This window comes from Flavobacterium sp. TMP13, assembly GCF_050847115.1.
Lineage (GTDB): Bacteria > Bacteroidota > Bacteroidia > Flavobacteriales > Flavobacteriaceae > Flavobacterium.
This window is the reverse complement of sequence record NZ_CP193656.1, coordinates 2,074,429-2,096,003: the sequence shown is the minus strand read 5'-3', so window position 1 is coordinate 2,096,003 and position 21,575 is coordinate 2,074,429. Positions and strand designations below refer to the sequence as shown.

The 21,575-nt window shown below is 33.7% G+C and carries 24 protein-coding genes; 11 read left to right on the top strand and 13 right to left on the bottom strand.

The window, feature by feature from the left end; all coding sequences use genetic code 11:
* Positions 1 to 305: 305 nt before the first annotated feature.
* From ACRASX_RS09250 to ACRASX_RS09235, 4 genes are all read right to left on the bottom strand, one after another.
* A complete protein-coding gene (locus ACRASX_RS09250) occupies positions 306 to 740 on the bottom strand; it encodes a GlcG/HbpS family heme-binding protein (protein WP_432220994.1) in 435 nt (144 codons plus the stop codon).
* Positions 741 to 914: 174 nt separating this feature from the next.
* On the bottom strand, positions 915 to 1,328 hold the full coding sequence (uraH, locus tag ACRASX_RS09245; protein WP_432220993.1) for a hydroxyisourate hydrolase: 414 nt from the start codon (positions 1,326 to 1,328) through the stop codon (positions 915 to 917).
* 6 nt (positions 1,329 to 1,334) lie between these two features.
* A complete protein-coding gene (locus ACRASX_RS09240; RefSeq protein ID WP_231739564.1) occupies positions 1,335 to 1,805 on the bottom strand; it encodes a heme-binding protein in 471 nt (156 codons plus the stop codon).
* A 105-nt stretch (positions 1,806 to 1,910) separates the two neighbouring features.
* Positions 1,911 to 2,507, bottom strand: coding sequence for a Crp/Fnr family transcriptional regulator (locus ACRASX_RS09235; protein ID WP_432220992.1), 597 nt, complete (start codon positions 2,505 to 2,507; stop codon positions 1,911 to 1,913).
* Between the two features lie 487 nt (positions 2,508 to 2,994).
* On the opposite strand from ACRASX_RS09235, the gene ACRASX_RS09230 reads away from it, so the two are divergent.
* From ACRASX_RS09230 to ACRASX_RS09205, 6 genes are all read left to right on the top strand, one after another.
* Positions 2,995 to 3,891 (top strand): MerR family transcriptional regulator, encoded by an 897-nt coding sequence (locus ACRASX_RS09230; RefSeq protein WP_066307419.1) that lies wholly within the window; start codon positions 2,995 to 2,997, stop codon positions 3,889 to 3,891.
* A gap of 36 nt (positions 3,892 to 3,927) precedes the next feature.
* Positions 3,928 to 5,394, top strand: a complete 1,467-nt coding sequence (locus ACRASX_RS09225; protein ID WP_432220991.1) for a phytoene desaturase family protein — start codon at positions 3,928 to 3,930, stop codon at positions 5,392 to 5,394.
* Positions 5,391 to 6,230 carry a phytoene/squalene synthase family protein gene (locus ACRASX_RS09220; protein ID WP_432220990.1) on the top strand — a complete coding sequence of 280 codons (840 nt, stop codon included), beginning with the start codon at positions 5,391 to 5,393 and terminating at the stop codon, positions 6,228 to 6,230. Before ACRASX_RS09225 ends, ACRASX_RS09220 begins: the two co-directional genes overlap by 4 nt.
* A gap of 83 nt (positions 6,231 to 6,313) precedes the next feature.
* The gene (locus tag ACRASX_RS09215) at positions 6,314 to 6,754 is read left to right on the top strand and encodes a sterol desaturase family protein (RefSeq protein WP_432220989.1); all 441 of its coding nucleotides are present in this window, start codon (positions 6,314 to 6,316) and stop codon (positions 6,752 to 6,754) included.
* A 39-nt stretch (positions 6,755 to 6,793) separates the two neighbouring features.
* Entirely contained in the window at positions 6,794 to 7,255 is a 462-nt protein-coding gene (locus ACRASX_RS09210; protein WP_066307426.1) for an SRPBCC family protein, read from the top strand.
* On the top strand, positions 7,255 to 8,553 hold the full coding sequence (locus ACRASX_RS09205) for a cryptochrome/photolyase family protein (protein WP_432220988.1): 1,299 nt from the start codon (positions 7,255 to 7,257) through the stop codon (positions 8,551 to 8,553). Before ACRASX_RS09210 ends, ACRASX_RS09205 begins: the two co-directional genes overlap by 1 nt.
* Before the next feature lie 99 nt (positions 8,554 to 8,652).
* Here the strand turns inward: ACRASX_RS09205 and ACRASX_RS09200 are convergent, their stop codons facing one another.
* The 5 genes from ACRASX_RS09200 to ACRASX_RS09180 are packed head-to-tail and all read right to left on the bottom strand — an operon-like array spanning position 8,653 to position 13,030.
* Entirely contained in the window at positions 8,653 to 10,077 is a 1,425-nt protein-coding gene (locus ACRASX_RS09200; protein ID WP_432220987.1) for an SDR family oxidoreductase, read from the bottom strand.
* Between the two features lie 4 nt (positions 10,078 to 10,081).
* On the bottom strand, positions 10,082 to 10,765 hold the full coding sequence (locus ACRASX_RS09195; RefSeq protein WP_432220986.1) for an SDR family NAD(P)-dependent oxidoreductase: 684 nt from the start codon (positions 10,763 to 10,765) through the stop codon (positions 10,082 to 10,084).
* Between the two features lie 10 nt (positions 10,766 to 10,775).
* Positions 10,776 to 11,060, bottom strand: coding sequence for a TIGR03643 family protein (locus ACRASX_RS09190; protein ID WP_432220985.1), 285 nt, complete (start codon positions 11,058 to 11,060; stop codon positions 10,776 to 10,778).
* Complete coding sequence (locus ACRASX_RS09185) at positions 11,061 to 12,371, bottom strand: ABC1 kinase family protein (RefSeq protein ID WP_432220984.1); 1,311 nt, start codon at positions 12,369 to 12,371, stop codon at positions 11,061 to 11,063. It abuts the gene before it with no gap.
* Positions 12,371 to 13,030, bottom strand: a complete 660-nt coding sequence (locus tag ACRASX_RS09180) for a TetR family transcriptional regulator C-terminal domain-containing protein (RefSeq protein WP_432220983.1) — start codon at positions 13,028 to 13,030, stop codon at positions 12,371 to 12,373. Before ACRASX_RS09180 ends, ACRASX_RS09185 begins: the two co-directional genes overlap by 1 nt.
* Before the next feature lie 93 nt (positions 13,031 to 13,123).
* Between ACRASX_RS09180 and ACRASX_RS09175 the strand changes: the two genes are divergently transcribed.
* On the top strand, positions 13,124 to 14,041 hold the full coding sequence (locus ACRASX_RS09175) for a TIGR01777 family oxidoreductase (RefSeq protein ID WP_432220982.1): 918 nt from the start codon (positions 13,124 to 13,126) through the stop codon (positions 14,039 to 14,041).
* Here ACRASX_RS09175 and ACRASX_RS09170 read toward each other — a convergent pair.
* The 4 genes from ACRASX_RS09170 to ACRASX_RS09155 form a co-directional block, all read right to left on the bottom strand.
* Positions 14,033 to 14,572 (bottom strand): YceI family protein, encoded by a 540-nt coding sequence (locus ACRASX_RS09170; protein ID WP_432220981.1) that lies wholly within the window; start codon positions 14,570 to 14,572, stop codon positions 14,033 to 14,035. The genes ACRASX_RS09175 and ACRASX_RS09170 overlap by 9 nt on opposite strands.
* 203 nt (positions 14,573 to 14,775) lie before the next feature.
* A complete protein-coding gene (locus tag ACRASX_RS09165; protein ID WP_432220980.1) occupies positions 14,776 to 15,324 on the bottom strand; it encodes an acyl-CoA thioesterase in 549 nt (182 codons plus the stop codon).
* A 3-nt stretch (positions 15,325 to 15,327) separates the two neighbouring features.
* Entirely contained in the window at positions 15,328 to 15,696 is a 369-nt protein-coding gene (locus tag ACRASX_RS09160) for a 6-phosphogluconate dehydrogenase (RefSeq protein WP_066307443.1), read from the bottom strand.
* A 10-nt stretch (positions 15,697 to 15,706) separates the two neighbouring features.
* Positions 15,707 to 17,065 carry a DNA recombination protein RmuC gene (locus ACRASX_RS09155; protein ID WP_432220979.1) on the bottom strand — a complete coding sequence of 453 codons (1,359 nt, stop codon included), beginning with the start codon at positions 17,063 to 17,065 and terminating at the stop codon, positions 15,707 to 15,709.
* A gap of 157 nt (positions 17,066 to 17,222) precedes the next feature.
* Here ACRASX_RS09155 and ACRASX_RS09150 point away from each other — a divergent pair, with 157 nt between their 5' ends.
* The 4 genes from ACRASX_RS09150 to ACRASX_RS09135 all read left to right on the top strand — a co-directional run bounded on the left by ACRASX_RS09150 (position 17,223) and on the right by ACRASX_RS09135 (position 21,509).
* A complete protein-coding gene (locus tag ACRASX_RS09150; RefSeq protein WP_432220978.1) occupies positions 17,223 to 18,116 on the top strand; it encodes a protease complex subunit PrcB family protein in 894 nt (297 codons plus the stop codon).
* Between the two features lie 123 nt (positions 18,117 to 18,239).
* The gene (locus ACRASX_RS09145; RefSeq protein ID WP_066307449.1) at positions 18,240 to 18,791 is read left to right on the top strand and encodes an RNA polymerase sigma factor; all 552 of its coding nucleotides are present in this window, start codon (positions 18,240 to 18,242) and stop codon (positions 18,789 to 18,791) included.
* Complete coding sequence (locus ACRASX_RS09140) at positions 18,788 to 20,245, top strand: outer membrane beta-barrel protein (RefSeq protein ID WP_066307451.1); 1,458 nt, start codon at positions 18,788 to 18,790, stop codon at positions 20,243 to 20,245. Before ACRASX_RS09145 ends, ACRASX_RS09140 begins: the two co-directional genes overlap by 4 nt.
* A gap of 73 nt (positions 20,246 to 20,318) precedes the next feature.
* Positions 20,319 to 21,509, top strand: a complete 1,191-nt coding sequence (locus ACRASX_RS09135) for an ectonucleotide pyrophosphatase/phosphodiesterase (RefSeq protein ID WP_432220977.1) — start codon at positions 20,319 to 20,321, stop codon at positions 21,507 to 21,509.
* Positions 21,510 to 21,575: the final 66 nt, after the last annotated feature.

The window sequence follows — 21,575 nt, the reverse complement described above, 5'->3', positions numbered from 1 at the left end:
ATTTATAGTAGAAAAATGCATCTTCAGACCTACACCAAGTTCTATTACGAACTCTGAACTTCGGTTTATAAGTATTCAACTATATTTCTACTGCATTTAATATAGGCTAGTAACACAGTGAGATAAATTACTTCAAAAATATTTTATAGGTGCGTAAAGTAAAAGTTACGGTTATTTTTATTTTATTTAGAAGATTCTGTTTTATAATCTTTTGAGAATTTATAGCTAAAAATCCAAGTATAAAATGTCTTTTTTAATTTATGTAAACGCACTATAAATTGATAAAAAGCAACGACTTAAAAAAATTACTGACTCATTGCTTGCAATCCAGCTTTTGCAATACGAACATCTTCACTACCGTGCGCACCGCCAACACCTATGCCGCCGACAACTTTCTCATTTATAAAAATTGGAATTCCACCATCCATTATTAATATATTTTCATCCAAAAAACGAATGTCTTCAGGAATAGAACCGTCTTTGATGCCTTTTGCAATTACAGCGGTTTCCCTTTTTTGAGAGCAAGCGGTAAATGCTTTTTTGTAGCTTGCTCTAATAGTATGCACGCCAGCATTGTGGTGTCTAAGAACCGCAAGCGTTTGTCCTGACTTATCTACAATAGTAATTGTTACAAACAGACCTTGTTTTTCGGCTTCATTAAAAGCGGCTTGAGCCATTTGGGCTGCCATACTACCTGTCAATACAGGTTCTGTTATACCGTTGTTTTGAGCATTTATCATTGTGCAAAAATTTATAAGAAATAGTACGAAGAGCTTCTTCATGTTTTAATTTTTTAAAGTTTTAATACAAATAATGTTCAAAACGCAAATAGCTTGAAAACCATATACACTTTGAACATTATGCATGCACCTCTATTCTTGATATAGCGACACAAAATTTAAACTCTCTTTTTATTAATTGCCTCTGTACGTCGCGTATCCAAAAGCAGATAAAGTAATTGGAACATGATAATGCTTACCATCTTTAATTTCAAATACAACTTCTATAAAAGGATAAAAAGACGTTTGATTTAATTTTGTAAAATAAGGTTCTGTAAAATAAGTTAGTTTATAGATACCGTTATTATTACCTTCTTTAGTTTCTTTTAGGAAATCAGGGATACGGCCATTTGCATCGGTGATTTTCTCATCAATTAGAGTCCATTTACCTTTTAGATCTTGTTTAGAAAGACTAATTTTTACATTTGGAGCAGGTTCTCCTTTAGTAATATCTAAAATATGACTTGACAATTGGTATTTTGCTTCCTGTGCAAAACTAACACTTGCTATAGCAAGCATTAAGACGATAAAAAAATTCTTTGTTTTCATGTTCTATTATTTATTTGTTTTAAATCCTAAATTCTCTACAGTTTTCAACGCAATATTATGGTCATTTTCTCCGCTACCTCCCCCAGAAACACCTAAGCTTCCAACTAATTCTCCGTTTTGCCAAATAGGAACACCACCTCCTAACAACAACAGTTCTGGTAGCGTGTTTAAGTTCTTTGCGTCTTCAGTTGTAGTGGCATTTTTCATCAATATATAACTCGCGGTCTTTGTAGAAAGCGATGTGTAAGCTTTTCTTCTAGAAGCCTCCGTATTGTGCGGCCCAACATTATCTGCTTTAAGCAAAAGTAAAACTACACCCGAAGAATTAAGCACTGCAATGGATACATTTTTATCGAGTTTTTTAGCTTCAACATTCGCCATTTCTGCTAATTTTAATGCACCAGCTTGATTTAAACTACTCAGTTTTTCGACGTACTGTGCAGACAAATTACAAGATATAAAGAGTATTATGGCCATCAACACACATTTTCTTTTTTCCATTTTTTATATTTATTTAATTATGAGCAAATTATTTTTGATTGTAATTTTCATTTGATGCTAAGTTCAAAATTCTAAAAGAATTTAGAACTCCTTTTTATTAAGCAAAATTCTTTTTTTCACTTTACTCAAAAACTCGTGCGAAATTCCCAAATACGCGGCAATTTGATGCTGTGCTATTCTTTGCGACAATGTCGGATACCGTTCATTAAAATCTAAATATCTCTTATCTGCATTTTTATGAAGCATACTAATTATTCGCAATTGCATGGATGCTAACGATTTTTGATTCATTATTCGGAACAGCTTTTCTACTTTCGGAATATCTTCGTACAGTTGCTCTTTTGCAGCTCTACTAATTGTTAATACCACTGAATCTTCTAGAGCTTGAATATTTAGTTTTGACATTTGACCTGAAACAAAGCTTCCGACATCCAAAATCCACCAATCTTCAATAGCAAAATACAGTATGTGCTCCTTAATATTTTCATCTTGATAAAAAATCTTAAAACAACCTTCAATTACGTAACTTTCAAATTCACAAACCTCGCCTTGATTTAAAATAATAGTGTTTTTTTCTATTTTCTGAAGAGAATAAAAAGAAGTAAAATGTGCCAATTCGTCTTCAGATAAGTCAACGTATTTTAAAATATTTTCTTGAAAAGAAGTGTATGTAGTCATACAGCTAATTTACAAAATTCTAAAATCACTATTTCAAAAGAAAATCAACTATTTCACTTTACTCTTTTTGTTTATTCTTCATCGGCAAAATTAAAACGATTCCTAAAAACTAACTCTTGAACTAGTTCAACAAGTAATTGCTTAAATATTAAATTAATCTTAAAAACCGACAAAACTATGTATCGAAGAGATTCTAACGCAAATTAAAAACTTGCTCTTGAAGATTTAATTTTTTACTTTATTAATTTATTAATTTATTAATATTTATAATTTCTAAGCCTGCTATACCTGATGATTATAAAGATGGCAGAGAAACAGCAATTTTAAAAGAGTTTACCCAGCATCGCAAAGCACAATTGACGCTTCATTATTGTTGAAAATATACTTACAAAAGGACGACAACAAATATCTATCTCGATTAAAATTATACTTATGGCCTCTTATTTGAAAAAAAACTATACTTTTGTTTATTAAATTTCCATAAATGATGAACAATATAAAAAGTGTTTTCAGTATTAAAGACTTAGAGAATCTCTCTGGTATTAAAGCACATACTATACGTATTTGGGAAAAAAGATATAACATCTTAGAACCTATGCGAACTGACACTAATATTCGTTTGTATGATATTGCCAGTCTTCAAAAATTACTAAATATCACTTTACTGCATGAGTACGGCTATAAAATTTCTAAAATAGCTACTTACGCACCAGAAAATATTCCAATTTTAGTGCGTGAAATCATTTCGAATAAAAACGCAAAAAATCATGCCATCAGTGCCTTCAAAATGGCGATGATGAATTTTGATCAAGAATTATTTTTCAACACATTTAATTGGTTAATTGCCGAGAAAACATTCAAAGAAGTCTTTAACGAGGTATTTATTCCGCTATTAAACGAATTGGGTTTACTATGGCAGTCCCATACTATAACGCCAGCTCACGAGCATTTTATAAGTTATTTGATTAAGCAAAAATTATTAATCAATACCGAGAAACTTCAAGTTTTACCTCCTAGAAATACGTCTAAAGTCTTTGTTCTTTCGCTGCCTTTAAACGAGATTCACGAATTAGGATTGATGTACTTGCAATACGAGGTATTGCTATTAGGATATAAAAGTATCTATTTAGGGGAAAGTATGCCAATAGAAAACCTTAAAGATTTAAGAAAGCATTTTGAATCAATTGTTTTTATATCTTACATGACCGTGCAACCCGATCCTAACATAGTCAACGAGTATGTACAACAGATGAGTGACGAATTGCTGGGAAATACAAACGAAATTTGGCTCATTGGTAAAATGACCGCTCATTTAGAAATCAAAAATTTAAACTCACGAATTACTGCTTTTAAATCTATTGATGATTTAGTAGCTGCGATTTAGTGTTTTGTTTAATATTTTTATATATTTGTTAAACAAATGAAAAAAAATATATCTATAATAGGTTCTGGTTTTTCGTCGCTTTCAGCGGCATGTTATTTGGCTCAAGATGGCTACGCCGTAACGGTTTATGAAAAAAACGATACCATTGGCGGTCGAGCCAGACAATTAAAAATTGAAGGCTTTACTTTTGACATGGGACCAAGTTGGTACTGGATGCCAGACGTTTTTGAACGTTTCTTTGCTGACTTTAATAAAAAGACATCCGATTATTATGAGTTAATTAAACTTAATCCTGCGTATCGTGTGTATTACGGGGTGGATAATTTTATTAATATTGCTGATAATCTACCCGAAATAGCTGCAGTTTTTGAAAATTTAGAGCAAGGTAGTGGCCGTAAACTTGTTTCGTTTATGGAAGAAGCCAAACGCAACTATGATATCGCTATAAAAGACTTAGTATATCGTCCTGGTGAATCTATATTTGAACTTATTACACCAAAAACAGCTGCAAGAGTTGGACAGTTTTTTAGTAATATAAGTAAAGATGTTCGAAGTGAATTTAAAAATCCTAAACTTATCCAGATTTTGGAGTTTCCCGTGTTATTTCTTGGAGCCAAACCAAGTGACACGCCTTCGTTTTACAGTTTTATGAATTACGCCGATTTTGGTTTAGGTACATGGCATCCTAAAACAGGCATGCATGATGTTGTGCAAGCTATGACAACTCTCGCGCAGTCACTTGGAGTTGTTTTTCAAACCAGTGCCAATATCGAAAAGATTGTGGTCGATAATAATTCGGCTAAAGCCTTGGTTATTAACGGTAAGCGAATCGAATCTGATATTATTGTAAGTGGCGCTGATTACCATCATACCGAAACTTTATTAGATAAAGAATTTAGAATGTATTCTGAAAAATACTGGGATAGTCGCGTATTTGCTCCTTCTTCATTATTATTTTTTGTAGGTTTTGATAAAAAAATTGAATCACTATCGCATCATGCTTTGTTTTTTGATGTTGATTTTGATCAACACGCTGCAGATATTTATGACAGTCCGAAATGGCCAGACAATCCTTTATTTTATGCTAATTTTCCTTCTAAGACCGATGCAACTGCTGCACCAGAAGGAATGGAAAGTGCTTTTTTCCTGATTCCTTTAGCTCCTGGAATTAATGACACTGAAGCACTTAGATCAGAATACTTCGAAAAAATAATTACACGTTTCGAGCAAGTTACAGGCGAAGATGTCCGAAAAAACATTATATTTAAAAAGTCGTTTTGCAAGAATGACTTTGTATCAGAGTATAACTCATACAAAGGAAATGCATACGGCATGGCCAATACCTTATTACAAACCGCTTTTTTACGTCCTAAATTAAAAAGTAAAAAAGTTAAGAATCTCTATTTTACAGGTCAATTAACAGTTCCTGGTCCAGGAGTTCCACCCGCACTAATTTCAGGAAAATTAGTGGCACAACTAATCCAAAAAAACTCAAAAAGATGAAACAGTTATTTGATGATACCTCCTTTAAATGCAGCAAGCTAGTTACGCAAAGTTACAGTACTTCTTTTTCGCTAGCAGTCTACATGCTTGCACCAAGCATTCGCGAAGCGATTTATAGTATTTACGGGTTTGTTCGTTTTGCAGACGAAATTGTAGACTCTTTTCATGATTTTGACAAACAGGCATTGTTGGATGATTTTGAAGCAGAATATTACAAAGCATTTGCAAACGGAATTAGTTTAAACCCTATTTTAAATTCTTTTCAACAAACTGTAAGAGAATTTAATATTGGTGACGAATTAATTCAGTCGTTCTTAAAAAGCATGAAAATGGATTTAATAAAATCCGATTACAATACCAAAGCAGAATACGACGATTACATTTATGGATCTGCTGATGTGGTGGGCTTAATGTGTTTAAAAGTATTCGTTGCTGGTCAACAAGAACGCTACGACAAGTTGAAACATGAAGCGATGCGACTTGGATCTGCTTTTCAAAAAGTGAACTTCTTAAGAGATTTAAAAGATGACAATCTAGTACTGAACCGCAATTATTTTCCTGGGGTCGACTTAAATTCATTTGATGATAATGCAAAAACAATGATTATTGCCGAAATCGAAGAAGACTTTAGAGTTGCGAAAGAAGGCATTAAAAAATTGCCAATCGAAGCAAAATTCGGCGTTTATACAGCGTACGTGTACTATCGAAAACTGCTTAGAAAACTAGAAAACACGCCTTCTCATGAAATTGGCAACACACGAATTCGAGTTTCTAATTATACTAAAGCAGGACTTTTAGCACAGTCTTTTGTTAGTTACAAATTAAAATTAGTGTAGGCTTTAAAATATACAAATACTACACTATTTTTAAAAATGAGATCGGGTCATAGCACTTGAATTATAATTTTAATAAATATAAAATGATTTCCTTCCTAATATTTCTTGGCGTTTTTCTTTTCATGGAATGTGTAACCTGGCTTACGCACAAATATATTATGCACGGTTTAGGATGGTATTTCCATGCTGATCATCATCAGCCCAAATACGAGAACACTTTTGAGCGCAATGATGTGTTTTTTGTCATTTTTGCCGTTCCAAGCATTGTCTTGTTCTACTTTGGTGTTCAAGGCGGTTTCAATTACATGTTCTTTATTGCATGTGGCATCACTTTATACGGAATTTGCTATTTTTTAATTCACGATGTTCTAATTCACCAGCGCTTTAAATGGTTTAAACATACCAATAACAAGTACCTCATCGGACTTAGAAAAGCACACAAAGTGCACCACAAACATCTAGGCAAACACCACGGAGAATGCTTCGGAATGCTGTTTGTTCCTTTTAAATATTATAAAATATAATTGTAATAGAATTATAATACAACAAAAAACCGCAGTTTAATGAAACTATATAAAAAAGAAAGCAAGCAATTAGTTGATGCCAGTCTCGAAGAGTGTTGGCATTTTTTTTCTGATCCGAGTAATTTACAAAAGATTACACCAGCAACAATGGGTTTTCAAGTAACCGATTTTGATCAGAAAAAAATGTATCAAGGACAAATAATTGCCTACAAAATTTCGCCACTATTGGGAATAAAAATGAGTTGGGTTACCGAAATTACAACGGTTCGAGACAAAGAGTTTTTTATAGACGAGCAGCGTTTTGGCCCTTATTCTTTTTGGCATCACAAACATTATTTTGAAGAAACTCCACAAGGAACTTTGATGACTGATGTGGTTCACTACGGCGTTCCGCTAGGGTTTATCGGCCGAATAATGAACAGCCTTGTTATTGAGAAACAACTAGAAACAATCTTTAAATACCGCCATCAAAAAGTAGAACAGCTTTTTAATAAAAAATAATGAATACTATTCCTGTTACATTTTTTTGGTTTCGTCGTGACTTACGCTTGGATGATAATATTGCTTTGTGGAACGCATTGAAATCTGATTTTCCGGTAATTCCACTATTTATTTTTGATGATGAAATTCTCGAGCAACTTCCAAAGGATGATGCTCGCGTAACTTTTATATATGAGAGTCTCCAGAAAATAAATTTGGAATTAATTGATTTTGAAAGTTCTATTATAATCCGCAAAGGAAAAACACATCAGGTCTGGTTTGACTTAATAGAAGAGTACAATATTGAAGAAGTTTATTTTAATAAAGATTATGAACCGTATGCTTTGCAACGAGATTCAGAAATTTCAGCTTTGCTTTCATCAAATAAAGTAAAAGTTAGTGTTTTTAAAGACCACGTAATTTACGAAGAAAGCGAAATTACTAAAGCAGATGGTTTGCCTTATACCATTTATACCCCTTACAAAAATAAATGGGTAGAAAAGTTTGAAACATTAAAACAGCAACCACTAGACGAATTAAAAAACAACAGTTCGAATTTCTACAAAAGCAATTTTAGTTTTCTAACGTTAGAATCTATTGGTTTTGTAAGAAGCTCGATTTCGGTAAGAGAGCACAATTTAAAGGGAGTCGCTACGTATGAAGAAACTAGAAATTTTCCTTCTTTAGATTCTACTACTTACTTGTCTCCACACTTACGTTTTGGCACTGTAAGCATTAGAAAACTTGCACACTGGGCTTCCCACAAAAATGCTACCTTTTTAAACGAATTAGTTTGGAGAGAGTTTTTTATGCAAATATTATTTCATTTTCCCAATTCAGTCAATCATAATTTTAAATCGGCTTATGATGGAATTCAATGGAGAAATAATCCTGAAGAATTTAAACTGTGGTGTGAGGGAAAAACGGGTTACCCAATGGTTGATGCAGGAATGCGTCAGTTAAACGAAACAGGATACATGCACAATAGAGTACGAATGGTTGTAGCAAGTTTTTTATGTAAACATTTACTAATTAGTTGGCAATGGGGCGAAGCCTACTTTGCGGAAAAACTATTAGATTTTGAACTCGCTTCGAATGTAGGAAACTGGCAATGGGCAGCGGGAACAGGTTGTGATTCTGCACCTTATTTTAGAGTTTTCAATCCTGAAATTCAACTTAAAAAATTTGATGCTAAAGGAGAATATGTCCGCACTTGGATATCTGAATTTGATTTGGGTTATGGAAAACCTATGGTAGAACACGCAATGGCAAGAGATCGTGCCTTAACCGCTTATAAAACTGGACTTCAACAGAAATAAGTTTTAAAATTAGAAGTTGATTATTTTATTATTTTGTATGTATAATTGTAAAAATAAATTGAATTAAAGTAGCATATTTATTTTATAATTCTAAAATATTTACTTTTTATCGATTAAACTGTTGAGCATTCCTTTAAAAATGAATCCGTGAAAAGGAAGCACCGAATACCAATATAATTTTCCCCAAAAACCTTTGGGTCTAAATGTCGCTGATTGGTATAAATTATTGCGTATTATTTTAAATTCCAACCAAGCTTCGCCTGGTAATTTCATTTCTGCAAATAAAATCAATTTTCCTTCATCTTTGTTGGCATATAACACGCGCCAGAAATCGAGTGCATCTCCGGAGTGAATTTCGTTTCTATTGGTTCGGCCACGTCTCGATCCCACACCTCCGTAAAGTTTGTCGATAAAGCCTCTAAGTTGCCACAGCCAATCGCCATAGTACCAGCCCGATTCCCCACCAATAGACCAGATTTTATTAATCGTATAGTCGTAATCAATTATTTCGCGCTTTCTTCTGTCTATAAAACAATCCTTTTTAGGCACTTTTATAAAACCAGAAAGACTAGTATTGAAACGGCCACTAATCAAGGAATCTTTCCAGCTAGAAGCGATCATATTTTCATCAATTTTGACCAACGCTTTCGCAATTGCTTCTTTGTACCCAATGGGATGAATAGCCAGTAATTTATTGATGTCATTGTTTCGACAAACTACCTCAACTTTCATACTACTTACCAACGCAGAGGCCAATTTGTATGACGTTGACGTAACGAAATACAGCCAATATGATGATAATTTGGGAGTCATTATTGGGACCGTAATAATGTATCTTTTTAATTTTTTTGCAGCTGCAAAACCAAGCAGCATCTCTTTGTATGTGAGGATATCAGGACCTCCAATATCAAAACTTTTATTAAAAGTTGCTTCGACGCCCATACTTTTATACAAAAACTCCAACACATCGGTAACAGCAATGGGTTGACATCTGGTATTTAACCATTTGGGCGTTATCATTACTGGTAACTTTTCGACCAAATCGCGAATAATCTCAAAAGACGCACTACCAGAACCTACTATAATTCCTGCACGTAGCGTAGTCACTGCAAAAGGAGATTTATTTAAAACCGCTTCTACTTGCTTGCGCGATGCCAGATGTTTCGAAAGCTTTTCTTCATTAACAATTCCACTTAAATAAAGTACTTGCTGTACTGTAGTGTCAGATAATCGTTTCACAAAATTTTCAGCAGATAATTTCTCTAACTCATCATAATTAGAATCTGAGCCCGCCATAGAGTGAATTAAATAATAGGCAAAATCAATGTCCTCTGGAATAACACTTAACGTTTCCTCTTTTAAAAAATCAACTTCAATAACTTCAACATTCGAAGCCAATTCTGGAGGACAAAAGAAACGATTTTTATCTCTCACACAGCAAACCACGTGATGACCATTCAATACCAAAATTGGTAACAAACGTTTTCCGATGTAACCCGTAGCGCCAGTTAAGAGAATTTTCATAATGTTATATTTTAAAACTTACCATTCCGTAATCCATTTGAAAAACTTGACCTGAAATCGATTTTGCTGAATCAGAAATTAAATAGTCAGCCAAACCAGCCACTTCTTCAGGTTGTAAATAGTTCTTCAGCGGATGTCTTTCCTTCATTAACAATTTCATTCTATCGTTTCTTAAAATAGACGAAGACAATTCAGTTTCCGTAATAGTTGGGGCAATAGCGTTTACTCGCACAGTTGAAGCCAACTCTGCACCTAATGTACGAACTAACCCTTCAACTCCTGCTTTAGCGGCAGCAATGCTAGCATGAAAAGGCATTCCGAGTTTGACCGCAACGGTGCTAAACAGTAATATATTTGCATTTGGAGATTTTTTCAGTGCTGGCAAAAAATGTTGAATCGCACGAACAGCTCCAATTACGTTTATTTCGTAATCGTTTCTAAAGGTATCTAAAGTCAAATTCAGAATCGGCTTTAAAGTAATTGAACCTGGGCAATAAATAAGCGAATCCACTTCTTCAATAGTTGGTAATTCGTCTTCCAAAATATTAACCGAATAATGTTTCAAATTAAAATTTGAAATTTCAGGTTGAGAACGACTTAAATTATGAACATAATTATCCTGAACTTGTTTTTCTAGAATCGCCTTTCCGATTCCTTTGCTTCCTCCTACAATTACTATATTTTTCATCTACTATTTTTTATTGCACTCGTTTACTAATTTTATTTCCCGAAATTGCCCTTTGTCTAGAGCATTTAAAACGTCCCAAAGTAAAAACTCTTTTTTGTTCGTGCTTAGCAGCTCGACCTTGTACTCTTTTTCTCCAACGTATAAAACTTGACTCCTTTAATTCGGTTCGCATTAAGCTTATCACTTCTTGCTCAGAGATCGAAAATTGAAACTTTATGGCTTCAAATGGCGTACGATCTTCCCACGCCATTTCAATAATTCGATCCGTTTCTATGGTTGTAAAAACTGGAATCATCTATTTTTTATATTGTGTGAAATTATTGACTTTGATTTTAGCTTTTAGATCAAACATTAAATTATACAATCCGAAGAATGTCCTGTTCATATAAATGAAATGCTTAGAACCCCGATTTCCATTCATTTTTTTCAAATTAGTATCTTTTGAAAAACGTTCTCCTAATTTACCAATATTTTCGAAGAAATCTTCGTTCGAAAAATCAAATTCTTCTTCCTGAAAAGGTTGTGTAAAAAGTGACAACAAATCGTAAAACATCTCAGTGAAATAAACTATTTCTTCAGCCGAGTCATCTTCACGTAAAATCTCCAATTCAAATAACTTTTTATTGAATAGTTCTTTATCATCAATGACTTGTTTATTAATCAGTTCAAAATAAGGAACATAAAAGTCATTCGGAATAGCTTTCATACACCCAAAATCCAAAGCGATTAACTGGTGCTTGTCATTTACTAAAAAATTTCCCGGATGTGGGTCGGCATGTACTTTTCGTAAAATGTGAACTTGATACATGTAAAAATCCCAAAGCGCCTGACCCACTTGATCGCGCTGTTGTTGATTTGGATTGGTAACAACATACTCTGAAAGATGTTTACCCGTCATCCAATCCATGGTAATTATTTTATCCGAAGAATACTCAGGGTAATAATTAGGGAAAAGTAAATTAGGAATGTGCGTGCAAGCATCTACTACTTCTTGGCTCTGCTCCAATTCTAATAAATAATTAGTCTCTTCAATTAATTTATCTTCAACTTCCTTAAAGTATTTATCAGAATCTTTTCCTTGCAAATTAAACATTCGAATTGCAATTGGTTTTACCATCGCTAGATCTGACGAAATACTATTAGCAACACCCGGATACTGAATTTTTACGGCTAATTTTTTACCATCTTTTTCTGCCAAATGTACTTGCCCAATGCTTGCTGCGTTCACAGAATTGGCATTAAACGTATCAAAAATTTCATAAGGTGTTTTCCCAAAATTATTTTTAAAGGTTTTTAAAACTAAGGGAGCTGACAAGGGCGGAACAGAAAACTGCGAAAGTGAAAATTTTTCTACATACGCTTGTGGCAAGAAGTTCTTATCCATGCTTAACATCTGCGCTACTTTTAAAGCACTCCCTTTTAGGTTCTTTAAACCATCGTAAATGTCTTCGGCATTATTTTCGTTGAGTTTATCGCGTGAAAGTTCTGGATTAACGATTTTCTCTCCGTAATATTTGATGTAATTCACTCCAATTTTAGCACCCGTTTGCACCAATTTGCTTGCGCGTTCTATTTTGGAAGTTGGTATATAATCGATACTTTTCATTATTTATTATAGATTTTTTCTTTAAAAATAAATTTTCCTAAATCAAGCAAGTGATTTAATGGAGCTATGCGCATAAGTTCAAATGTGGTAGTCACAGATTTTTCGATTAAAATGTCTGTTTTCTCAAAAGCTGCAGACGAATCGTCCATCCAAAATTTTATCGTATACATTAATTGTAACCAGGCACTTTCTTGAATGGCTTTGTCTTGAAAATTTTGCAACTTTTCTTGAGAAATTCGGTACTCGTCGGTTAAAATTTCTTTAGTGTAATTCTTAAAACTTTCACGGAGCAAAGTCAACTGCGTTAAATTTTTAAGGGGATTTGGATTGCTTTTTAATGTTTGCATAACGTAACTTCTGTTTGCAGATAACAATTCGAAGAAAGTAAAGTAGAAGCTAAGCATTTTATCTTTCATTCCGTAAGTGTTATAATCTGCATGCGCGTGCAATAGATTAATGGTGTTTACAAAAAATAATTGAAAAACTTCTTTTTCTAATCCTTCTAATGTTCCGAAAAACGCGTAAAATTCGCTTTCTTCAAACTTGTTTTCCTTCGCAAAAAGATAAACAGATTTGGGTGCTTTTCCATGTTCTAAAACATAATTCATATATAAAGACACGATCGCGTCTTTGGTAATTTTTGCTTTTTGAGTTGCCATTATTTACTTTTTTTGAATTTGAGTATAAAGATACAGAATGTTTAAGTATATTTACATAACGTTAAACAAAAAGTAATGTTAAAAAACACAACAGTGAAAAATAAAAAAAACATATTACTAACAGGCGGTACTGGATTTATAGGCAATCACTTAACCAACTTGCTTTTAGATGAAGGATTCTCGGTTAGCATTTTGACGCGCAGTAAAAGAAAAAACACGAGAGAAGTAACCTACTACACTTGGGATGTACAGAAGAAAGAGATCGAAAACGAGGCAATTTTAAGAGCCGATTACATCATTCACTTAGCTGGAACCAGTATTGCTGGTGCACGTTGGACCGAAAAAAGAAAAAAAGAAATTGTAGCTAGTCGCGAAGACTCTTTGCAATTGCTGTATAATAGTCTTCAGAAAAACAATAAAATTTTAGACGGATTTATTTCTGCTTCTGCCGTTGGTATTTACGGCGCTTATACCTCTGAACAAATATGCCACGAAGAAAATCCTCCTGCTACTGATTTTTTAGGTCAAGTGTGTGAAAAATGGGAAGCAGCGGCTGATACAATTGCCGCAATGGGCGTTCGGACTGTAAAAATTAGAACTGGATTAGTTTTAGGTAAAGATGGTGGTTTTTTAAAACCACTAACTCCTGTTTTTAAATATGGTTTTGGTGCAGCTTTGGGTTCTGGTAAACAATATATGCCATGGATACATCTAGAAGATTTGTCCCGCATATATGTTCATGCGATCAAAACTAATACAATGAGCGGCCCTTACAATGCAGCAGTGGGAGATTCTAATACTAATACAAATTTCTCTAAAAAAATGTGCGCCGTCTACGGCTATAAAATGTGGTTGCCAAATGTGCCTTCTTTTATTTTGAAGTTAGCTTTGGGCGAAATGAGTGATTTATTGCTGAAAGGACAGCGCGTTTCATCTCAAAAAATCGAAAACACTGATTTTATCTTTCGTTATAAATCGATCGAAGAAGCGCTGAGAGATTCCTTATTGTAAATTTGCTGCCAAATTGGTAGTAACTGTTTTAGCAATTTTACCCGCAATTGTCGATGGAATTTCTATTTTAAAGTCTGTTGGATCAAGTATAAAATGAGACGTTAGTAAAATTCCATTAGCATTTTTTTGTATTATTGCTTTAACACTAATTATTTTCGATTTTCCATGCAACTGCATTTTTCCAGTGAGGGTATATTCTTTTGGAATTAAGTCAGCGTTTGCACTAACAAAATTTTCGATTTTCCCTTTAAAAACTGCTTTCGGATACCGATTGCTCTCCATGTAGTTTTCATTAAATTGTCTCTGCATTAGCGGCAATTCAAAATTAAAATTCCTGATGTAACTGACACATTCCAACATTTGCGTTTTAGGATCATAAGTGACCATAACTTTACTGTCGGTTGCTTTGATCGGTTCAAAAAAAGGTACAGAAGCTTCGAATATAATCTGACCGCTGGTGGCGATCATTTTATTTTGGGCGGTACTAACTTGGCTGATTACTACTAAAAGTAGATAAGTAATATTTTTCATAATCGTCTGCATTTAAATTTTCGTTCTAACCCTACTTAGGATTTCTAAATCCTCTCTCTTAAAGTTACGAAAATTTGGCCGCAATAGTTTTAATAAGTACTTAAAAATCAATTAAAACCGATTAATATTTTTAATTTCTATTGCAAATAAAAATCTTTAGCCAATTCAATCCTAATTTCTCATTCGCTTAAAATAGAATGTAATTAATTCAGTTCTAAAAGTACATTGTATGCGTCTAAACTAGCCAATGCCTCGATCGAAGTATAATCTAATTCTTCTTGATGCTCATCAATTTCTTTCTTCACTTGTATAAGTTTTAGACTTTTAAAATAACGCCGCACTTCATGCAAATCAGATAAAATTAAACCAGGAACAACGACACTTTTACCTTCTTTGTCTTTGGCTACCATTGTAAAATAAGAGGAATTGCAATGTTTAATTGCTCCTGTTTGAATGTTTTCTGCCTCTACTCTAATACCAATAATCATTGAGCTTCGACCCACATAATTTACGGATGCTTTCATGGTCACCAGTTCGCCCACTTCGATTGGTTTTAAAAAATTTACGGTATCAACCGATGCAGTCACGCAATAGTTCCCGCTGTATTTAGATGCAGACGCAAATGCAATTTGATCCAACAGAGATAAAATATAACCCCCGTGAATTTTTCCACTAAAATTAGTATGCGACGGCAACATTAGTTCAGATATACTAATTTTTGAACAGGCTACATTTCTATAATTTGATGTCATTTTTTACTTTATTTTAAATGGAGAAACTTCTTCTTTTGCAGAAACGATAAAAAAACGTGTATCACCCCACCACGGAAATACTTGGTATTTCTCTACATAACTCAACACCACATAATGACCTTGCAAACCTTGCAATTTCTCTATCAGTTCGGTATCACCGCTCTGCACTGAAAATCGAAACACTTGAGCTCCAGAAATACCTTGACTCAGCTCGCCTTCCCAGGTTTTAAAAGCAGCGCCACTTTTACTTAGTTTGATCAATTCGCCCGAGCGCATACCATTGCTATACGGGACATAATTTATAAATGCCAAATAACCCACAATTGACACTATCACGACCACAACACTAATTATTATTACTTTTCTAAACATATGTTTTATATTAATTATTATTTATATTGGACTGCGAAACCAAATTTTCGGGCAATGACTTTTTTGCTTTTGCTCCCATTTTTTTTAATTTTTCAACACTACTTACTAAGTTTCCTCTGCCATCAACCAATTTCTTCATGGCATTATCGTACTCGCTTTCGGCATCTTTTATCTTAACGCCAACTTTTTGTAGATCGGTTACAAAACCTTCAAATTTATCGTACAACGCACCTGCTTGTCTCGCAATTTCAAATGCGTTTTCCTGTTGTTTTTGATTGGCCCACATGCTATCAATAGTTCTCAGTGTGGCTAATAGTGTGGTTGGTGTTACAATGACAATGTTTTTTTCGAAAGCTTTGGTATACAAACTGGTGTCTTCGTTTAATGCAATCGCAAATGCAGGTTCTATTGGTATAAAAAGCAACACAAAATCTGGGCTCTCAATTTGATAGAGATCGTGGTAGTTTTTTGCACTCAGTTGTTCGACATGCTTTTTTATCGAAAAAACATGTTGCTTTAAATAATTGTTTTTGAGACTTTCCTCTTCCTCATTAATCCATTTCTCGTAGGCTGTCAAAGATACTTTCGAGTCTACAATCATTTTTTTACCGTCCGGTAAATGAATTACAACATCTGGAAAAACACGATTACCTTCATCTGTGGTATAACTTTGCTGCACATCATATTCTCTTCCTTTTTCTAAACCCGATTTTTCGAGCACTCGTTCTAAAACTAGTTCGCCCCAATTGCCTTGCATTTTACTATCACCTTTTAAAGCCTTCGTCAAATTCAAGGTTTCCTTACTCATTTGCTCATTCATCGCGTTGAGTCCTCTTATCTGTTCTCGTAAAGCTGCATGATAATCGATGCTTTCTTTGTGTGTGTCTTCCACCTTTTTTTCAAAATTCAAAATTTTATCCTGTAAAGGCGACAAAATATTCTTTAAATTTTCTTGGTTCTGAGCAGTAAACTTCGTCGATTTTTCTTCTAAAATACGATTCGCTAGATTTTCAAATTCTTTCGTAAACTTTTCCTGTAACTGCTCTACTTCTGTCTTTTGATCTTTGTTGCGTTCCCACAAATTTTCAAAATCGACTTCTTTCTTTGATAATTGAATCGCAAAGCTATCTTTCTCTGTACGAATTGTTTCGATTTGATTTTGGAGCAATTCTACTTGTTTCTCGAAGCTACTTTTATCGGCAACAGCCCGGTTTTTTTGCTCCTGCAACTGATTATTTACTGCATTATTTCTTTCGACTAAAATATCTCTTTCTGATCGATTCTTAACAGAAAAGACCATTTTTCCTGTAAAAAATCCAGTCGCAAAAGCAATTACAAACACCACAACTATCGGAAGAAAATCTTGCATATACTACTTTTTATATACGAGTAAAAATAAGCAATAATACCCATTACACTAATCAATACCACAGATTTTTCGACGCAGTATACTTAAAGTAAAATTTGCACGCAACCCTTTTGATGTACGGTCGTCTATTAGGTATAAACAAAATATATTTATAATTATGAGAAACATTATTTTAGGGCTTTTTGTAGCTATCGGTTTTAGCTCTTGCGATCTAAACGATCCACAAGACGATTACAAAAATTGTGGTAATTACGAAAACACCGCTTTCGCAAGCTATCCTGTAGAATGCAATTATACCATTAAAACAATGCCCACAACATCTGGCGTTATTGCTGTAAAAACCCAAGAAAAAATGGATTCGTTTTTTAAGAAAAATGAAACATCATGCGGCGACGCAACAATTCCGACAGCTATTGATTTTACAAAAAATTACTTAATCGGAATTTTTGCCGGAACTAAAGCAACCAATGGTTACGAAATAAAAGTAAGTTCTATTTTAGAAAATGAATGTGAAGTAGTTGTTCAATTTTATGAAAATGAGCCCACTGCAGGTTCTGAGAACGGACAAGCATTAAATAACCCGCATCATTTTGTATTGATTCCTAAAACAGATAAACCAATCTATTTTAACAAAGTTACACCCGCAAAAAACTATGTGGTTTTAGGCACGTACTTTGGTAATTGTGAAACAAACTGCCAGACATTTTACAGCGAGACAGATTTAAATATCAAAGCTTTTTTAAATGTTGAGTACGGCAAATATGACATGTCCAAATACAATTTTAAGTCTTTAACAAAAAAAGGTGAATTTACCGCTTTTGCTAAAACAGTTCCTGCAGAAATTATCGCTTTAAGCGGAAAAACAAAGACTTACGGGACACCAGATTCTGCAGATCAAGGCGGAATTTATTTTGAGTTTCATAATGAAGGTAAAATAACTACTGTTTATTTTGACACTAATACTACTGAAGATCAAAGTGCTGAAATTATTGCATTTAAAAAGACCGTTTTAGATCGTATTGCTAGCTACAAGATCAGTCCATTACAATAAAAAAATTACATTGCTTGCAGCTATTTTGACATATCTCGCTCATTTACTTAATGCCAGTATTTAAAATTAAGATGGTACTTTTACAAGCGATTATTTTATATTTTTTTCAACAAAAACTATTCTTTGGACGAAAATTTAAACTTACTTATTAATAAGTGCTTACTCAATGACAGAGGGGGACAATTGGAATTATACCAGTTGTTCTCTCCTGTTTTATATGGTATTTGCTTAAAGTATATGAAAAATGAAGATGACGCCAAAGATGTTTTTCAAGAAGCTTTTGTTATAGTTTTTCAGAAAATGCATCAGTATAAATTTGAAGGTAGTTTTGAAGGTTGGCTGAAAAGAATTTTCATTAACAAACTGATAGAAACTTTAAAAAAGAAACAAAAAGAAAATTTTTTTATAGATGCCTCTGATTTCGAAGATAAAATAGCTGAAGAAGTTCCAATAGAAGAAAATGGTATTCCGCAAGAAAAACTACTACAATACATTAGGGAACTTCCTGACCAATACCGAACGGTTTTTAATTTATACATTTTTGAAAAATTAAAGCACCGCGAAATTGCACAATTATTAGGCATAACCGAAGGCACTTCCAAATCAAACCTGAACCGAGCCAAAAGCATTTTACAAAAAAAGATTCTAGCCGTATCTAATATTAAAACAGCATGAAAAAACCCAATATAGAAGATATTTTTTCAGCATTAGAAAGTTATGCTACCCCTCCTCCACCAGAAGTATGGGAAGGTATCGCAGCACAACTTGATGAGCCTCAACGTAAAAAACGCACTTTTTTTTGGTGGTCTGTTGCAGCAAGTTTGGTACTCGGTCTTTCACTTGGTGGTTTACTTCTTTTCTCTGATGACAACTTAATGAAAAATGACAGTAAAATTGAAACTAGCAACAAAATAGTGATTGATGAATCGGATCAAATCAAAAATAAAGAACAAATACAAGATTCAGTTACAATCATTCAAAATGAAAAAGTTAACGCTATAGTTTCGAATAATTCCGATACAGCAGCAGACGTAAAAGAAAAACACAATCTAAATCAGTTGAAAGTATCGAATCAATATGGGCCGCAAAAACCAAAGGAATCAATAAAGTCTTCAGTGACTCAAAAAACACAACAGAACAGTTTGGATAAGCACGTACTACATCATAAGCAACTGAACAATCCATTGCAAAATTCAAGTGTTACTGTCTTTTCACAATCAAATGCTGTAGCTTTAGAGTCAGCAAACAATCAAACATTACAAAATCAAAACACTAATTCTTTCAGCAAAAAGCAAATTGATTCTGTGAATTCTGTGATAAAATTAAAAGTGGCGAACGAATTGCAACTGTTAGAAAATTTAATCGCTAAAACAGATGAAACAAAAGATAAGCTTGAAAGTATAATCCAAGACGAACGTGCAGACAAATGGTCGGTAGGAGTTTATGCTGGTGTGGCTAACTCAACAAATTATTCAAACAAAAAGGTGTTAGGTGCCGCTGTTGCCTCAAAACAAAGTGCTGCCTTCGGTCTCAAGACCAATTACAAACTCAACAAAAAGTGGGGCGTTAGTGCAGGCTTAAAAATAAGCGAACTCGGCCAATCATTAGCAAATGTTTCCTATTACAACAAACAAACGAACTTGGCAATGGGCATCATGACAAATGATTTTTTTAAAGTCAATCAAAATGTAGCCTATCTATCTTCTGATAACAACTACGTTTTCGGTACAGACAATTCAAACAATAAAAGTAGCGCAGCCGAAGAATTAGCTTCAACAAGTGCTACAGCAACAATTGATCAAAATTTACAGTATTTAGAAATGCCGTTGGAAATTTCGTACTCGCTTTTCACCACTAAAAAAGCAAATATTCGTTTCAATACAGGCGGTTTTTTGGGTAAATTAATTTCAAACGAAGTCACTTTAGACGGCACCTCAATTGGGGAAAACTTACAAGTAAATGATTTTGTATATGGATCAAAATTAAGCAGCACCATACAATATGAGGTTCTTAAAAAAACCAACTTGTTTGTTGAACCAGGAATGAATTACTACATTAATCCAATTAAAAATAATAGTTTCAATCAATTTCAATGGGGATTGAATTTTGGAATAAATGTAAATTTTTAAACTACTAATAAAGTTTTCTTAACAACTTAAAAGTTCCAAAAGCTTATCTTTGCCGTTCTTCTACAATAGAAAAATGAAAAATTTATTTTACATCGTATTCCTACTCTTCGTTGGAACAATAAGTGCTCAGAAAACAGAGAAACCGTATGTTGTTTTAGTTTCTTTAGATGGTTTTCGTTGGGACTATTATAAATATTTTGACACATCAAATTTAGAAAAGATAGCTGCAGAAGGCGTAAAAGCCAAGTCGATGAAACCCTCTTATCCTACCAAAACATTTCCCAATCATTATTCAATTGCCACAGGATTGTACCCTGATCACCACGGTATTGTGAACAATAATTTTTATGATCCTTTTACCAAACTTTCCTTTGCATTGTCAACTTCGGCTAAAAACAATCCAGACTTTTATGGAGGAAATCCAATTTGGAATGTAGCGGAAGAACAAGGTATAAAAACAGCGTCTTTTTATTGGCCAGGTTCTGATACTGGAACTAAAAGTCCGAGTATTTATAAGAAATACGATGACAGAGTCCCTTATGAGACCCGCATTGATACAGTTATAAAATGGTTACAACTTCCTGAAGCTCAAAGACCACACTTAATTACTCTTTATTTTGACGAACCCGATCACACGGGGCATGTATACGGACCTTTATCTAAAGAAAATAAAGAAATGGTTGCCAAAATGAACGCTATTGTTGGCGAATTGACTCGAAAACTAGATGCGTTACCAATCGGAAAAGAAATTAATCTAATCATCGTTTCAGATCACGGAATGACGGACATTACAGACAATAAGAAGGTAATAATTTCAAATTATTTAAAGGAAAGTTGGGTCGAGTACGCGAAAGTTATCAATCCGATAATGAGTATTAAGGCTAAAGCAGATTGTAAAGATTCTATTGCAATGGCTTTAAAAAAAGTAAAACACATCCATTTTTGGAAACCAAGCGAAATTCCGAAACGCTTGCATTTTGGCACTAATCCCAGAACATTAGATTATGTTATAGAAGCTAAAAAAGGATACAGTTTGGCGGCCACAACAGGTCAAAAGATTAGCGGCGGTACACACGGTTATGACAATAAAAATAAAGACATGCATGCCATTTTTTACGCAAAAGGACCTAATTTTAAAGTGGGTAAAAAAGTTAAAACATTTCAGAATGTTTCTGTTTATACTTTAATAGCACATATTTTAGATTTAAAGATTGAAATTGTGGATGGAGACTTCAACGAAATAAAATCATTACTAAAAGATTAAGCACCATTATTGTACACTTGATCTAGCAATACCGGATTCCAAAAACTAAATTTGCCCTCAATTATT